The organism is Shewanella putrefaciens, assembly GCF_016406305.1.
In the GTDB taxonomy this organism is placed as follows: domain Bacteria; phylum Pseudomonadota; class Gammaproteobacteria; order Enterobacterales; family Shewanellaceae; genus Shewanella; species Shewanella putrefaciens_C.
In genome coordinates this window covers 4290704-4307890 of sequence record NZ_CP066369.1, presented here as the reverse complement: position 1 = coordinate 4307890, position 17187 = coordinate 4290704, and the positions used below count along the sequence as shown (strand labels likewise).

The following is a 17187-nucleotide window of genomic DNA, read 5'->3' as shown; positions in this document are numbered from 1 at the left end:
CATGCGGTTAAGCTAAAAATAATGGGATAAAATCCTCAGCCGATGAACTTTTGTTCACTTGCAATGTCTATTCAATCGGGCTAAAAGTAATGCCTTAAATGAGTAAAAGTAACCCCCTAGACGAGTGAAGGTTGACATACTCTGTCAATTAGCCGATAGTTCGTCAGCTCATTCTAGAGGTGGTTTAGTATCATTCTGGAATGCAATCGACTTATATTTGATAAGTAATTAGTAAGAAAGTAGGAGCGCGAATGACCTTTCAAACGCAATCAATGGCACTGACAGTCCCACAGGGCAGTAGTAGTCTAGAAGCTTATATCCATTCAGTGACTAGCATTAGCATGCTGGACGCTGAGGCTGAGTATGAGTTAGCCAAGCGTTTGCAGGAAACGGGTGATCTGCAAGCAGCAAAGCAACTGATTATGTCGCACTTACGCTTTGTCGTGCATGTTGCTAAGGGCTACTCAGGTTACGGTCTGCCGCAGGCGGATTTGATCCAAGAAGGCAACATTGGTCTGATGAAAGCGGTAAAACGCTTCGATCCCGATGTTGGCGTACGTCTAGTATCCTTTGCGGTGCATTGGATTAAAGCCGAAATACATGAATATGTGCTGAAAAATTGGCGCATTGTTAAAGTCGCCACCACTAAAGCACAGCGCAAACTGTTCTTTAACATCCGTAAAGCGAAAACACGCTTAGGTTGGTTTAGCGATGAAGAAGTCACTATGGTGGCTCAAAATCTAGGGGTCTCTAAGGCTGACGTGACCGAAATGGAATCACGTATGGCGGCTCAAGATCCCGCATTTGACTTGACCAATGATAACGATGATGAACAGGACTTCGCACCTGTGCATTATCTCGAAGATCATTCGTCGGACTTAGCCGAAAACATCGAAAACGATAACTGGGAATCCAATGCCCAAGGTCGTTTATTATCGGCCATCAAAACCTTAGACGAACGTAGCCAGCACATCCTGCGCGCCCGTTGGTTAGATGACGATAAAACCACACTGCAGGAATTGGCAGAGACTTACCAAGTGTCGGCTGAGCGTATTCGCCAACTTGAAAAAAATGCCATGAACAAACTTAAGGCTTGCATGGAAGCCTAATTAGCATCTCGCTTTAATCTAAAGTGAGTTAGCCATAAAAAAACCTGCAGCGGCAGGTTTTTTTATGGGTCAAATAACTATTTCGCACCAACTCTTAAAATGCATTTTGCTATTAGCGGCCAATCATCTCCAAACGTACGATACTATGGCTGATTTCACTATATCACATCAGATTTATCCTACATTTGTGACTGCGATTAATATGTATCATTACACTAACTTTTGAGCCTCAATTCGAAAGTTATTTTCGATACTGAGTATCGATCCCTGTTGTTCCTCCGCATCGTGAGTATGGACTTAAGTAATATTGATAAGGATATTGAGCAAGGAAGGTTTGGTGGATTGCAAAGGCTTGCATTGATATGGATAGCAATTTGTACTAAAGGATTTTACCAGCTTACGAGAGTTGCTCACTTTGCGGCTTTTTATAACTTAAAAGGCGAATAGTTATGTCATCAATGATCACTAGGTTAGCGCTCTCGTCTGAGCCTGGGTGGGGGACGGCATTTCGAATAAACGGTGCAGTTCAAGTGTATCAACAGAGCTTATTTTGGTTGTTGTGTAAGGGGATGCCCTATAAAAAGGCAGATTTGGAGTTGGACTACTTCATTGGCTCAGATGTCATATCTTGTCAATTTTCAACCTTAGCTCTGACTAGATTATTAGATTTGATGCAAGTTAATTACTTTGTGGATGATGCTCAAATCAGGTGGTTACTTCCCCATAATGTTTCTATTATTTTTTATGCCCAGTGGAAAAATCGTGTTGTCTCTGAGATTACTCCTGAATTGAGTCATACGAGTGGAGAATTCTGTTTTTCATAACTTATAACTAAGATTCCATTTTTATATTTTACTCTGTTTTTATTGCTTTCTATAGAGGATTTATTTGTTTAAAATGAAATATTCAGTGATCTAAAAGGCAATAGCATAAGGTATGATGTTGCGAGCATAAATTATGCCGTTTTCTTCAATGAAATAAACTTAAGTTCATCTATTTCTGGTCGATAATTAGGACGTGTCCTACAAACCAGAACGGGTGATAATATGCTAAAGGTAACATCAAGTGTTGTGTCTGCTATCGGTGCTATTTTGAGTGTGAGTTTAAGTTTCGGTTCAGCAGCTAAGAGTGAATTTAATACTCTCACTTTTCAAGGCGAGATTGCTGAACCCGGTTGTTACTCAAACTTTTCTAGTATTTCCTGTTATGATCAAAACCTCCATCAATTTACCACACTAGCCATACAGACCAGATTGTTAACTACGACCATGAGTGTCGGTGATAGATCTGCAATACTGACAGACTTTGAGCAAATTAATTATTCAACTCTTGATAAAGTCGAAGAAGGTCAAGTATTACTCTCACTTAATTATAATTAATAGGCACAATAGAAGAGCGGCTTATGTATATTTATAGTTGCTGCTCTTTACCCTATCAAACTCCAACTACCCAACTGATTGTCCAGTCACAAGCGATACAATCCTCTGATTATCAAAAATGGCTTTCTCTAGCCATATAAACTTCTGATGTAATACATCGTGTGATTAAGATAAAGGCACAAATAGTTGAAGGATTATTTGTTCAGATGATTAACTTATCGGAAATATCCTACACGCCAACAGGTTTAACCCTATACAACGCCAAGAGTGGCAGTTGTAGTATGAGGCCAGCTTATCTGATGAGCCACAACCTGATGTTTAACAAGCGAAGTAGGAAATCTAATGAGAAAATTAACACTATCTATTCTAGTTTCAGGCGCATTATTTGGTGCTAATGCTCAAGCTAATAACACCATCACTTTTATCGGTGAAGTATCTGACCAAACCTGTGACGTGACAATTAATGGTAATGCTTCAAATCCAACAGTATTGCTACCAACAGTGTCTACAGCTGATCTCGCTAGCGCAGGAGCAACAGCAGGCGAAACCGCTTTTACTATCGCAGTGAGTGGTTGTACTGCCGCCGCTCAAGCGTTACCTATTAACACTGTTTTCGTTGGTAACAGCGTGACTGGGGCAGGTAATTTAGGCAACACCGGGACAGCTACAAACGTTGCTTTACAACTTTTGGATGGTGTAGGTGGTACTGGTATTAACCTAACTGGTGGTGCAACTGTCGCTGGTTTAAATCTGGATGCTGCTGCGACTTCTGCTTCTTATGATTTTGCTGTGCAGTATATCACTGAAACTGGTACTGCCACTTCAGGTAGCGTGACGGGCTCTGTTCAATACGCTGTTTCTTACCAGTAATTTTTTGATGTTTGGCTCACTTATGTTATGAGTGAGCCCCTAGTTACTGCTACTTTACGGAATAATAATGTCTCTATTTTCTACATACCTGCGTTCATTGCTGTTTCTTTCTCTACTGGTATATGGATGTTCCGTAGATGCTAGTGTAGTTATGACTAATACCCGCGTGATTTATCCGAGTGATGCTAAAGAGCGTACTGTCCAGCTAACAAATAATGACACATTCCCTAATGTTGTTCAGATTTGGACGGATATTAATAATCCTGAGTCAACGCCAGATAATGCCGATGGACCATTCGTCACCTTGCCGGCAATCTTTAAAATGGAACCCAAGCGAGGACAGCTAGTTCGATTAATTTACAGTGGTGATGAATTACCAAATGATCGAGAGAGTATTTTTTATCTAAATTTTCTGCAAATACCCCCAGTATCTAAGGATAATTTGGGCGAAAACCAAATGCTTGTAATGTTAAAGCATAGAGTTAAAGTTTTTTATCGACCAACAGAATTGACTACTCATTCAGCCGATATACATAAACATATGCATTTCGATGTTGAATATGCTGACAATGGCATCTTTGTTGACATTGATAATCGTTCGGCATTTTTTGCCTCGTTTGTGGATATGAAAATCACGGCGGGTAATCAAGAGTTAAAAATACCTATAAATATGGTTGATCCTAAATCAAAGCAGACAGTGAAAGTTAAGAATCAACAGTTTGTTTTGAAATACCCTATTAAAGTAGAGTTCACTCTTGTGAATGATTATGGGGGGGCGGTTAAAAATGAATATATGATCGAGGCGAAACCTAGACGGTAGTAGTAAAACCTATGAATAATTCTAAGTCAGCAAAAAATAAATTTTTTTGTGTATTCGTGTTTCTCTCTAATATAATACTGTGTTTTTCATCGAGTTTGTTAGCAAATGAATTGCTTGATGATAATCAAACTCTCCAAGAGTTTATTTTTGATGACAAATTTTTATTTGGTGGTTATGGGGGTGATTATATATCACGTTTTAATAACACTTCAAGTGTGTTACCTGGTAAGTATCAGATAGATATATATGTAAATGGTAGTTTTTTAAACCGGAAAACTATAGATTTTAAATTGAGCGATGCTGAAAAAATATTCCCATGTCTGGATTTAAATTTCTGGAAGGAATCAAATGTTATTTCAGAATATATTAATGAAGTTGAATTGATCAATTCTGAATGTGCATTGCCGAGTGCGGTCGTCGCAGGGGTGACTACCCAGTTTGACTCTGAAAAATTAAGACTAGAAATTACTGTACCACAAGCTTATTTACAGCGGACACCAAGGGGATTTGTTGATTCTTCATCATGGGATGCGGGTGAAACTGCAGGGTTTGTAAACTATAACAGTAATTTTTATCAAACGAATAGTCGTGATACTGGCAGTGATATGCGCGCGTTTTACACTGGACTAAATTCGGGCGTGAATCTTGGTTTATGGCGTCTGAGAAACCAGTCGAGTTACCATTATAGTGAGGCGGATCAAAGTTCACAGGAGAGCTTTAATTCGATTCGGACCTATGCCATACGTGCCCTATCTGATACGCAGAGTGAGTTGTTGCTCGGTGACGCTTATACCCGTGGCAGTACTTTCAGTAGCTTGGGTTTTACGGGGGTGCAATTACAGACTGATAACCGTATGTTGCCAGATTCACAGCGTGGCTATGCACCTGTTGTACGAGGGCTTGCAAATTCAACAGCTAAGGTAGTGATCAAACAGAATGGTATCAGTATTTACCAAACAACGGTTGCAGCGGGACCATTTATTATTAATGACCTATACCCAACCAGTTATGAGGGAGATCTTCTTGTCGAAGTGACAGAAGCTGATGGCAAACTATCAAACTTTACTGTGCCATTTAGTGCAGTACCAGGTTCCTTACGTGAAGGCCATTCCCAATATGCACTTTCGGTGGGTGAAGTTGATTATATAGGCTCAGGTGATTATTTTGCTGACTTGGTCTATGAATATGGTCTGAGCAATACGTTAACCTTTAACAGTGGTGGACGTATAGCGGATGACTATTTAGCTTTGAGTCTTGGTACCGTCCTTGGTACTGAATGGGGAGCTTTTGGCTTAACGACAGTGCATTCAAGTTCTCGGATTTCTAATGAGTTTGGTCTCGATGACTGGAAAAATGGCTGGCGTCTAGGCCTCAATTATAGTCATTCATTTGGTTCAGGAACATCAGTCTCACTTGCTGGTTACCATTATTCTACGGAGTCATATCGGGAACTGAGCGATATTTTAGGGATTAGAAAGGCACTCGAGAATGACAATTTTTTTGAATCAGAAACCTATAAACAACGAACAGAAATGACCTTGAGCTTAAATCAGAGCTTAGATGAGTTTGGTTTTATTTATGTGAGTGGTTCTAAACGCCAATACCGTGACGGTCGTGACGATGATGATCAATTGCAACTGGGATATTCTGTTGGTTTAGGTTCTTGGAACTTAGGCTTAACGTTTTCACGCCAATATATGAGCCAATTACCAATACAAAGTGGGTTTGTGAATTACCCATTTGATGACACAAATGGTGGTGATGTTGGTAGAACAAAAGAGGACTTAGTGAGTTTAACTTTATCTATTCCACTAGGGAGTCGTCAGTCAAATATGCTTAACACTGGGTATAGTCACTCATCCCAGGGGGGGCATAATTATAATATTGGGTCATCTGGAATAGTTTCAAATGATAAGACTTGGACATATGGTCTAAACGCTGCTTTTCAGCGAGAAGATGATTCCAGTAAAAGCATTAGTGTCAATACCCAGAAGCGTCTTAGCCAAGCCACTTTATCGGGGAGTTATTCTATTGCTGACTCATACCAACAAGCTAGCGCAGGGATTAGTGGAGCCGTTGTTATACACTCTGGAGGTGCGACCTTGAGCCAGAATTTAACGGACACCTTTGCGATAGTTGAAGCAGATGGGGCACAAGGAGCAAGTATTACTAATCATTGGGGCACTGAAATTGATGGTAAGGGCTATGCTATTGTTCCTTCACTTACACCATATAGGTCAAATCGGATCACACTCGATAATGGTTCAATGTTGAGTAGTACAGAACTCCTTGATACACAGCAACTTATTGCGCCCTATGCCGGGGCTATCGTTAAAATGAAATTCGAGACTCGACACGGGATAGCCGTCGTCTTTATGACTCAGCAAGTCAATGGCGATGTTATCCCTATTGGTGCCGAAGTCGTGGACGAAGATGGCCTAGTATTGGGCATGGTTGGACAGGCTGGTATGGCTTATATCAGAGCGTCTAAACCGAGTGGTCAGTTGACTGTAAATTGGGGAAATAAGCCCGATCAACAATGTCACTTTGATTATGTCCTCGATAGCAGTCGTGATAGCACTTTATTAAGAATGCCAGCGCTATGTGAGCGGATTAATTGAGATAAAAACTATGATTAAGTTCAATCTAGGTCGGCTATTAGCTGTGGGATCTATTGTGTTTGCCACTTTTATTAGCGATCACGCTATGGCAACGTGCTACCGTATATCGACGACCACAACAAATCCGGCAGATTTTTATTATGTCGCCCCTGAGTATGGTAAAACAGCATTATGGCATGGAGCGTTTGATGCCAATCGAGGAATGCTGAATTTACCAGTGATTAATATTACAGATGAAAGCTTCCAGCCCAATGGCACTTTATTGGGTGCGAGTATTGTCCCTTTTACCACTTATGGGCAAGAAGGTGGATATAATCCTGAACAAGTGCTCTTTCGGTGTGATTCTGCGGATGAATATAGTCTTTATGAAATCTATTCAGTCAATGCGGATGACGCTTTTAGCGGAATGTATGAAGATGGTGCTGCTTATGGAATTGAGAGGGGTTATGGTACCTATGTGAAAAACCTTGTCACTAGGGTTAAAAATAACTCAACGGGTCAGTATTTTTCTCGACGATGGCAGTATAACCCGCTACGGGGACTAGATCGTGATGCCCAAGGCCGAATACTCGTAAAGGCAAAAAATTTTAGTGATATAACGGTAGAGCTATTTCGAATAGGCGATGTGAGGGGATATACCCAAACCACGGCTTATAGTTATAACCAACCCGCGGCCTATATTGCCTTTGGAGGGCCTGGTCTTGCCTATCCTACGGAAGGGGTTGATCATATTAGTCATTATCCTGGTTGGTATGCTAATTGGCCAGGGAATATTAGTTTATATAAACAATTATATACCAGAAGGGCTGGAGGTTGTGCCGTCACCAGTGTCACACCTTATGTGTTATTCCCGACAATCACTATTGATGAATTAAATCGTGGAATTGCACGCGAAGCGGAGATACAGATACATTACCGTTGCCAAGCGAGCGCTAATATGAATGGACCAGCGGTAAATGCTAATGCAATAGCATTCAAAATTGATACAACTAATTATCAAGCGGCGCGATCACTGGGTTTATCGAGTGCAGATGCAGTAACCTATTTGGTGAGCAATGGTTATGGTGAAGCTAATATTGCAAAAGGAGTAGGTGTCAAGTTGGAACGTGCCGATAGTGTCGAACAACCATTTTTAAATTTTGAAAATAGAACTAGCTTAGAAGAAAACTATCAGGCTTGGAAGGATGGTTGGCGACCATTAATTGGAAATCGTATTAGCGATACAGGCAATAGTTACCAATATCTAGATAGCTATCATGTTGTTTTTGGCAAGCTACCTGGGATAAACCCTACGGCTGGAAAATATTATGCAAAAGCGGAAGTACTTATTCGGGTTCAGTAGCTTATTCCTCGGTTATTTTATGATGTCGGTTGCAATGGCTGGCGTAGTTGCGGATAAGAGTCGAATCATTTTTATGGCATCAGACAGGGAGCAGGGATTGTCATTGGTAAATGTTAATGAATACCCTGTGATGGTGCAACTGTGGGTGGATGACGGCGATCCAGACTCTGGCCCTGAAGTGGCAAACGCGCCAATTTTACCCAACCCAGGCCTGCTGAAATTGGCTAAAAATGAAAGTAAGCATATAAGTTTACTTAACATTTCAGAGCATGCTGTAGAAAATCAAGAACAACTCTATTGGCTAAATTTGTATGAAGTGCCTCCTTCACCATTGAAGCAAATGAACGACTCAGCAGGGCAGCTATTAGTCGTCGCTCTACGGACTCAAATGAAAGTGTTTATTAGGCCGGATGGTCTAAATGAGACCGTTGACAGGATCCCAAGTTTGCAGCAGTTTTTTTATCAGAGTGGGATGATAAAGGTAAAAAATAATTCTCCCTATTTTGTGACTTATCAAAATATAAGAGCAACTATAAATGGGAAAGAACATTCTATTTACAGTGGTATGTTAGCACCATTTTCCGCAACGGAAGTGGATATGCCTGATAATGCTAAATTAGCTTCTGATATTGTGTTTATAACAGCAGAGTATGTTGATGATGATGGTAACATTCAACTGTTCTCAGCAAAGATAGAGTGAGTTTATGGCCCTAAATCGTATATCTAAATAGGGCCATACTCTTATGAATATAGCTTAGTTAAATAGGTCGTTACTTCTTCCTCAAGGGCGAATATATCCGCTTCTAATTGTGCTATGTGTGCACTTAAATCCCCATAGAGATGGGGATGCTCAAGTTTTTCACAAATAGCAACTAATCTCTTGGCATCAATAATTCTTGCTGCCCCTTTAATTTTATGGGCAAGCTCCTTCACTGAGTTAAGATCTTGAGTTTTAAAAGCTCTATATAAGGCAGCTAAGTCAGCTTGGTTGCTTTTCAGTAACTCGCGGAGTAATTTATCCACTAATTCAGTATTATTTCCTGTTAATTTTTCTACCGATGTCGCTTCAAAATGGGGTGCTGCCATGATTTCTTTCTCTGGTGAAAAATGTCTGAGCATTTTCTCAAGTTCAGCAAGACTAATAGGTTTGAAAAGACAGTCATTCATCCCTGCATTTAAGCATGCTTCTTTAGCATCCTTTTGAGCATTGGCCGTATAACCAATAATTACTGGGCTATATAAAAAGTTTTTTTCTATTATTCTGATTTTTCTACATAATTCGTAGCCATCCATTTCTGGCATATTGCAGTCGGTAACAATCATTTGATATTGCTTATCCTCAAATTTTACTAACGCCATTACCCCATTTTCAGCCTCGTCCACTTTATGGCCAAGATAAGTGAGTTGTTGTGCTAGCAGTAAGCGGTTGGCGGGATGATCGTCAACAATGAGAATATCCAGAGGTATCATGGGAGACATATCTATAGGAGTGTGCATTGTTGCGGTTGAAGCGTCTTCCTCAAATTGGATTAAGGTGAGTCGCATGCTAATTTTAGTCCCTTGATTAGGATAGCTTTCAAGGGTTATTTTTCCTCCCATCATTTCGCAAAGAGAATGGCATATCATCAGTCCGAGACCAGTTCCACCATATGTATTAGTTGTGCCATGGGCTTGACTAAAAGGAGTAAATAGCTTCTGTTGATCTTTTTCGGAAATGCCAATGCCGGTATCAGTTACAGTAAATAGAATGCTCCTTTTTGTATTAATTAAGCTTTCCGATTGGATTTTTATCGTAACGAGACCACTGTCAGTAAACTTGATCGCATTGCCAATTAAGTTAGAAAGGATTTGTTTTATCCTCATAGGATCGACTAGCACATCCTTATTGATATCGGGATCGAAGTCTAACTCTAAATTGATCCCCTTTTGCTTTGCTAAACCATCAAAAACCCGTACGACAGAAGTCACTATGGTTTTCAGATTTGCACGAATGGGTGAAAGAGTCAGTTGGCCTGCTTCAATGCGTGCTATATCCAGAATATCACCAATAAGCTCGAGTAGCCCATTGGCTGAATCATAGGCAACTTTAATTGAATTGAAATCAAACTGCTGCGTATTAGCACGTTTTAATGCCAGTTCCAGCATACCGATAATAGCATTCATAGGTGTACGAATTTCATGGCTCATAATGGCTAAGAAAGTGCTTTTTGCCTGGCTTGCACTATCTGCAACTTCCTTCGCGTGCTCTAATTCCTTAATCAGTCTGACTCGATCGCTGACATCTATCCAGCCCCCAATAATACCTTCAACATTTCCCGTCTCATCCCCGTAAGATTTAAACCAGTGATAAATATTGTATTTTTTACCATTTATATGGAGCTCCCTATCCTTAAATACAGCAATGCCATCCTCTAAGGCTTGCATATATTCTCTATCGACTTCGGGAGCCTCTTGGGAACGGTTTATGCCCTCCACTGTAGTTTTATGCAGCAACTCTTCTCGCGTTGCCTCAAAAGCGGCTAAGTAGCTTTCATTGCACATAGTGAGTTCACGTCTTTTATTTCTGACATAAATAGGGTGAGGGATCGCATCTACAATGGATTGCATAAATTGCAGTTGTTGATTAAGTTCTTTTTTTGCTAATAGACGTTTACGATAATGGGTATGAGTGTATAGCGCCCATATGATTGAAATTAAGATCATAATTGCAGAAGCAATTATGATTGTCGAAATAGTATATTTATAATCTTTCCAACTCTGACGCGCAGGTAACGCATTACGACGCCAACGGTTTTCTGCCATTTGTAGCTCATCAGGTGGAATGACGGCTAATGTTTTGTTAAGAATACTTTTTAATAGAGGATTTGAGCTAGCTATTGCAAAACTGACTAAGGCCTCGGGTATTTCATCTATGATTTTACTCACTTCTAAAACATCGCTAAAATAACTGTTTACGTAAAAATCCGCTAATACCATAGGCGCAATTGTTGTGTTAGCTGAACCTGTAGCGATATTGTTTAATGCTTCTAAATAGTTATCAGTAATTATGATATCTGCATTAGGGAAGTTTTTTCTGAGAATGTTGATATTTAAAACACCATCTGGAATTACGATGATATCATTTTCAATATTTTTAGCCTGCTTGTGAGTTACCAAAACATAGGGTGAATTTGAGAAATCTCTAGTGAAACTAATCCTCTTGTTCATGTCCTCATCGGGTGAAAATATTGCTATCATTGCTTTATGATTCAGAATAGAAGTCAGTTGCTCTGAAAATCGATTATTCACTATGTAGTCGAAGGTTAATCCAGAATAGATTTGTATTAACTCTAACACTTCAATGCCATATCCTTCGGCATTATCGGCATCATCTAGGTAGGTTACTGGGGCTGCATATTTATTAATGGCAATGGTTACTTTCGGATTTTTTTCTAACCAAGCGAGTTCATCTGCGGTAAATATGGGTAACTCTGAGGGAAATGGAATCGTACTTCCACCGCCACTCCAGCGCTTTCTGATCAGTTTTCGCTGTTCTAACGAGATATTACTGATAGCGTTATTAATAATATCTATTAATGCTTCATTAGCTGCAGAGGAAGCAAATGCGTTACCATATGAATTTAATGGTAAGTGAGTGTCTAATCGCAGTTTTCCTGAATAAATGTTGTTTATTAAGTAGTTAGCTGATACTTGGTCAATAATCACCGCATCAACCTGCCCAAGTGCGGCGGCGGCAATAGCGGCTTGTCGAGATGGAAATTTGATTAATTTCCGCTCGGGGTAAATTTTTGTTATTGCCTCATCTGGCAAATACTCATAGGCCATAGACATAGATTTAATCGTCTCATTTTCGCCTAAATGAATATTTCTAAATACCGATGGTTTGTCAATAACATATGGCGTACTTAATATCAAACCATGTAGTTGTTCATATTTATTGGCAGTAGTAATTAAATCAACATCGCCATTGAGTGCAGCGGTAATTAATTTGTCTCGAGACAGATAACGTTTAATATTGACTTTTACATTTAGCACTTTAGCTATGATCGCTAAGTAATCAGCACTGATCCCCTTATAGGATTCTTGTTCACCATTGGCTGTCATATCGAATGGTGGGTAGTCAGGAGCAGATATTCCAATATTTAATGTTTGGTAATTATTGAGATTTTTTTGATCTTCAGATGATAACTGAATAGGTAGGTTCGTGTTATTAGGGTAATTGGATAATTGATAGTTTTTATGTGTGTTCTCATGTGAAAATGAATAACTCGTTATAAAGCTCAATATTAAAATGTACATAACATTCTTCATATTAAGCTATTCCTTTTAGCAATTTCAATAAGATCAACTATTGTTTTGGCGTTTAGTTTTTCTAAGAGCCGGGTTTTATAGGTGCTAATAGTCTTATTACTCAATAGCATACGCTCAGCTATCTCTTTATTGGACAACCCGATGGCTAGCTGCTGTAGCACAACCATCTCGCGAGTTGAAAGCTTTTTTACGAGTTCAGCCTCATCCAGGTTTGATCTTGCTATCACATTGCTATTACTTAGGAGAGGGAAATAAGAATGGCCTGAAAGTATGGCTCGCAGTGCGCCAGTGACTTCGGTCATATCTTTCTGTTTAGAGACAAAACCAGAGGCTCCCGCCTGAATACATCGGGAGACAAAATGCTCAGATGGCTGAGCCGTGAGCACTAATATTGGCGATTTTTGGGGTAACTTTCTTGACCTTTCGATGACTTCTAGTCCATCTAGTTGGGGTATGCCAATATCTAAAATCACCGCATCAGGAGACAAAGTTTTTATTAATTTAAGCGCATCGACACCATTATTGGTTTCTGCAACTACCTCAAACCCATTTTGCTCTAGAATAATTTTTAGTGCTAAAACTACAACTGGATGATCATCAACTATTAATATTTTACTCTTCATTCATCTAACTCCATAACTGTTGAGTACAGATTTTATCCTTTGTAATCCATTAGAGTGAAATAAAACCTAGGGATTGGGATTTTTCCTACATATTAATCAGCAATTTCTTTTTAACAATTATCGTAAAATAATAGAAATGAGACTGATTTAATCATAGATGTTCTCATTTTCTTTTATTAGTTAACATTTGTTTGCAGTTTGTATCGTAGGCATGAGTGCTTTGGCGCTCTATATTATAGTTGACTATCTGTAACTTGGAGTTGCAGTAATGCAGTCGCAAGGACACGTATGGCATTTTTGTTCTGATATATTGAAATTTTTAAAGGATATTTAATGGGTAAGGTTCGAGTGATTGTTTTAGAAGATCATCCCTTTCAGCGTGCGGTTCTTGAGCATAATCTTGCATCTTTTCTTGATGTTGAGGTATACGCTTTCGGTACTGCACGGGATGCACTTGCTTGGCTCGATGTACACCATAGTGCCGACATTGTGGTATGTGATCTGATGATGGCTGGTATTGATGGGCTATCATTTTTGCGTAAGGCTAAGGCTAAATACAACATTGCTTCTGTCGCCTTATTTAGTTGTATAGATATGGAACTGAGACGGGCTGTATCACAGATGATAAAGATGCTCAATTTTGAATATCTTGGAGATTTGGGTAAGTGTCCTTCAGTCGATAATCTACAACGAATACTAGATAAGTTTATTTTTAGCCGGTCTCAGAAAAAGAAAGCGATGATCCCACCCACAGTTGCAGGTTCAACTAGAGATTTTGAACTTGATGATTTTATATCCGCACTAGATCAGCGGCAGTTTATTGGCTTCTATCAACCTAAATTTGATGTCACAGGATTTAGTCTAAAGGGGGCAGAGATGCTGGCTCGTTGGGATCATCCTCAATTGGGGATATTAAGCCCAGCAGTATTTATTGAACCGCTGATAACTTATGGTTTACTGGATGAGCTTTTCTTACAATTGTTTGAGCAAGGCTGTCATTTGCAGCAGCGCCTGCAGCAGAACAATAGTCAGATGTCTCTGGCTTATAACCTCGATATATCTCAACTCAATTCTACCAAGCTTGTTTATCGAATTGTCGATATGGTCAAGAGGTTTAATATTCATCCCCAATTCATTACTCTTGAAATCACTGAGACGGGTCTGCTTGCCGCCCCAGCCGTTAATATGGAAAACTTAATCCGTTTGCGAATGCAGGGGTTTGAGTTAGCTATTGATGATTTTGGTGCTGCACATTCTTCATTAGCGCGTTTATGTGAATTACCTTTCTCACAAATCAAGCTGGATAGCTGTTTTGTGCGTGAGCTTAGTATTGAACCAAGATGTCAGGCTGCAATTTCCAGTGTGATTGCTTTATCTCAGGCGCTGAATATGGAGTTAGTGATAGAAGGCATTGAAACAAATTCTCAACTGATATTATTACAACAGCTCGGTTGTACAACGGGACAGGGTTTTTGTTTTTCTCGTCCTATTGATGAGCAGACATTTATTGAACGCTTCTTGCCTGCCAAGCTAGACATTGAACTTTTACAATAACCTAGACTCGACTTTTAGTATTTTAACCTGTGCAACTAGGGCTTTTCTGTTCACCTTAAGCCCTGTTTGTTCGGCATTTTCTGGCCAAGAGTAATACTGTCTTGGGCGTTTAAAGCGGGCGATTTTAGTGGCGAGAAATGGTTCGAGTTCAGTTTCGATTGTGGTCATATCTCCGATGATTTTTCCGCGTACAATCGCGGCGGGGAGATTGCCAAATTTGGGGTCGGGCTGTGCGAAGACGATGGCATCATCAATGTCGGGATGCTGTTTTAGGGCTGCTTCTATTTCTTCTGGTTGGATATTTTCACCACCGCAGATAAACATATTGTCGATGCGGCCGAGGATGTGCAGATTGCCATTTTCGTCCAATCTGCCCCTGTCTTTGGTATAAAACCAACCTTCGGGGTCAACACTTTCTTTTATGCCGCTGGCTGTCAGATAACCCATAAACAGGCATGCGCCGCGAACCCAAATAACCCCATCTGTAATTTTCAGCTCACGATTTGGGAGTAATTTGCCACTGCTACCGTCATTTAAAGCGGTGCCAGTGGTGATTTGCGAGCCCATTTCTGTCATGCCGTAACTTGTGTAGCTCGCAATCTTACGTTGCTTAAGCTGTTCGAGTAAGTCTATCGAGACTGCGCCGCCACCGAGCAATAGGGCTTTGATACTGTTAAGTTGGCTGTTCGTATCGGCTAATAACGTGCTCAGTTGTGCTGGCACCAAAGACATGTGGGTCAGTTTATCTTGGTCAATCTGCTGGCTAAGATTGAGCGATTGATCTGGCATTACAACACAGGCGCCAACTAAGGCGCAGCGGTTCAATATCGCAAGGCCGCCGATATGGAATAAAGGCAGGGAGAGCAGCCAAGCGTCGCCCTGTTCGAGTGGAATTAAGCTGCGGGCGCCTTCGGCATTGGCAATATGGTTGGCTAAACAATGCACCGCCGCCTTTGGAAAGCCACTCGAACCTGAAGTTAAAATCACATTGGCGGGGCGGTTAATATCAAAGGGTTTAACTTGATGATGGCGGGTTGTCGTTTGACTCAGCTCATTAATGGTAAGGATTAACTCATGGGCATTTGCCACCTTTGCGTTCTGCTCGCTCCAATAATACGGGATCTTGTGGGTATCGATTAAGCCTTGAACCTGAGCGATGGGGAAGCGGGGCGAGATGGGAAAAAAGATTGCTCCGATATCGACACAGGCCCAATAGAGGCAAATCATGGTCAGGTTATTGGTCGAGATACATGCCACTGCATCGCCCTCGTCAATACCCGCGGCGGTCAAGTGTTCACTCAGGGCGATAATGTGTTGGCTTAGGGTGTGGTAGTTGATATCCAGCCCGGCAAGCTTAATGGCGGTTTGTTGTGGAAAGTCAATCGCAGCCTGGTGAACTGGGGAGATCGCATTTGATTTAGGGGCATGGACAAATGACACGTTAGGCTTCCTGTGTAGTTGCAAACTCGCTATGGCTTTCCATTACTATTGTGTATCAATGGCTTACATTATCAATATTGTGTTGAGCAATGAGTTCAAGCTGCGACAGTGTGAGGCAGTGTTTTTTGCCCGAGGATACCAACAAATCTTGGCTAAAGGCGCTTAAGGTATCTAGCCCCGGAATTTCATCGGGGGTTAGTATTGCCGCTAACAGCGCGAGATCCTGGATGCCTAAACTGCTCTCAAGGCTTGAACTTAAGATGCAACGCACGCCATAGCTTTGCGCCGTATCGATTAAATCGGCGAGTTTTTCTATGGTGCCGAGCAGCATAGGTTTGATCACGAGCGCAGCTAGGCCATTTTGTATTGCAAACCGATAATCTGGATCGTTGAGGGATTCATCTAGGGCGTATGGCATGCCAATCGCTTGATAAAATTGCAGATTATCCTGTGGGTTTTGACAAGGTTCTTCAATATATTCGATGGCGTCTAGGGGCAGGCTTGCGGCAAATGTGATGGCTTGCTCTAAGGTAAAGCCCCGATTGGCATCTAGACGCAGTTTAAGATCGGGCCGAGTGCTTAAAATCCCATAGATCAGACGCAGTTCATCTTCGATGGAGGTCTGGGCGACTTTGACTTTTACCGAATGTATGTCCATTGTGAGTGCGGCGATTTTGCTATCGAGCAGGCTCTTAGGCGCATCTGTCGGCTGATAAATTAGCGGAATTTGGGCGGTAACTGGGCGGATAGCGTCGAGTTTGCCCATTAACTTGGCATGCAACAGGCTTAAACCAAAAGCGACTGATGGGTAGGGGCTATTGTCGGCGTATTCCAGTAGCTTATCTATGTTTTGCCCACTGAGTTTTGGCAGTAACGCGCTTAAATCGCTTTGTACCTCGGCTAAGGTTTCGCGGCTAAATCCCACTAAGGCTTGTTGGTCGATATCGATGCCCGATAGGGGAGCGATTTCGACCTGGGCTTGGTGTCGCTTGCCTTCAACACTGCAGCTTGCCTGTAATATTAATCCCGCTCGGCTGTCGATACGTTGCTTACCCACGGGGAGTAAGACATCAAGTGGTAGTCGATATTGATATAGGCTAAGCGAAGTTAAGATCATA

The 17187-nt window shown here is 41.0% G+C and carries 13 protein-coding genes; 9 read left to right on the top strand and 4 right to left on the bottom strand.

Annotated features, from left to right (window positions below):
• Positions 1-251 precede the first annotated feature (251 nt).
• The 8 genes from rpoH to JFT56_RS18680 all read left to right on the top strand — a co-directional run bounded on the left by rpoH (position 252) and on the right by JFT56_RS18680 (position 8841).
• Positions 252-1109: an RNA polymerase sigma factor RpoH gene (rpoH, locus tag JFT56_RS18715; RefSeq protein ID WP_198781466.1), complete on the top strand. Its 858-nt coding sequence runs from the start codon at positions 252-254 to the stop codon at positions 1107-1109.
• A 449-nt stretch (positions 1110-1558) separates the two neighbouring features.
• Positions 1559-1933 (top strand): hypothetical protein, encoded by a 375-nt coding sequence (locus JFT56_RS18710; RefSeq protein WP_198781465.1) that lies wholly within the window; start codon positions 1559-1561, stop codon positions 1931-1933.
• Between the two features lie 222 nt (positions 1934-2155).
• Positions 2156-2488: a hypothetical protein gene (locus JFT56_RS18705; RefSeq protein ID WP_198781464.1), complete on the top strand. Its 333-nt coding sequence runs from the start codon at positions 2156-2158 to the stop codon at positions 2486-2488.
• 342 nt (positions 2489-2830) lie between these two features.
• Positions 2831-3358: a fimbrial protein gene (locus tag JFT56_RS18700; RefSeq protein WP_198781463.1), complete on the top strand. Its 528-nt coding sequence runs from the start codon at positions 2831-2833 to the stop codon at positions 3356-3358.
• A gap of 67 nt (positions 3359-3425) precedes the next feature.
• Positions 3426-4178, top strand: a complete 753-nt coding sequence (locus JFT56_RS18695) for a molecular chaperone (protein WP_198781462.1) — start codon at positions 3426-3428, stop codon at positions 4176-4178.
• Between the two features lie 11 nt (positions 4179-4189).
• Positions 4190-6799, top strand: a complete 2610-nt coding sequence (locus tag JFT56_RS18690) for a fimbria/pilus outer membrane usher protein (RefSeq protein WP_198781461.1) — start codon at positions 4190-4192, stop codon at positions 6797-6799.
• A 10-nt stretch (positions 6800-6809) separates the two neighbouring features.
• Positions 6810-8141 (top strand): fimbrial protein, encoded by a 1332-nt coding sequence (locus JFT56_RS18685; RefSeq protein WP_198781460.1) that lies wholly within the window; start codon positions 6810-6812, stop codon positions 8139-8141.
• Complete coding sequence (locus JFT56_RS18680) at positions 8107-8841, top strand: molecular chaperone (protein ID WP_198781459.1); 735 nt, start codon at positions 8107-8109, stop codon at positions 8839-8841. Before JFT56_RS18685 ends, JFT56_RS18680 begins: the two co-directional genes overlap by 35 nt.
• Before the next feature lie 41 nt (positions 8842-8882).
• Here the strand turns inward: JFT56_RS18680 and JFT56_RS18675 are convergent, their stop codons facing one another.
• Together JFT56_RS18675 and JFT56_RS18670 are read right to left on the bottom strand one after the other, a co-directional pair.
• Positions 8883-12452, bottom strand: coding sequence for an ATP-binding protein (locus tag JFT56_RS18675; RefSeq protein ID WP_198781458.1), 3570 nt, complete (start codon positions 12450-12452; stop codon positions 8883-8885).
• Positions 12449-13075: a response regulator transcription factor gene (locus tag JFT56_RS18670; protein ID WP_198781457.1), complete on the bottom strand. Its 627-nt coding sequence runs from the start codon at positions 13073-13075 to the stop codon at positions 12449-12451. Before JFT56_RS18670 ends, JFT56_RS18675 begins: the two co-directional genes overlap by 4 nt.
• Positions 13076-13408: 333 nt before the next feature.
• Between JFT56_RS18670 and JFT56_RS18665 the strand changes: the two genes are divergently transcribed.
• Positions 13409-14629, top strand: coding sequence for an EAL domain-containing protein (locus tag JFT56_RS18665; protein ID WP_198781456.1), 1221 nt, complete (start codon positions 13409-13411; stop codon positions 14627-14629).
• On the opposite strand, the gene menE is transcribed toward JFT56_RS18665, so the two are convergent.
• Both menE and menC read right to left on the bottom strand, forming a co-directional pair.
• Positions 14621-16069: an o-succinylbenzoate--CoA ligase gene (gene menE / locus JFT56_RS18660; protein ID WP_198781455.1), complete on the bottom strand. Its 1449-nt coding sequence runs from the start codon at positions 16067-16069 to the stop codon at positions 14621-14623. The genes JFT56_RS18665 and menE overlap by 9 nt on opposite strands.
• 55 nt (positions 16070-16124) lie before the next feature.
• On the bottom strand, positions 16125-17186 hold the full coding sequence (gene menC, locus JFT56_RS18655; RefSeq protein WP_198781454.1) for an o-succinylbenzoate synthase: 1062 nt from the start codon (positions 17184-17186) through the stop codon (positions 16125-16127).
• Position 17187: the final 1 nt, after the last annotated feature.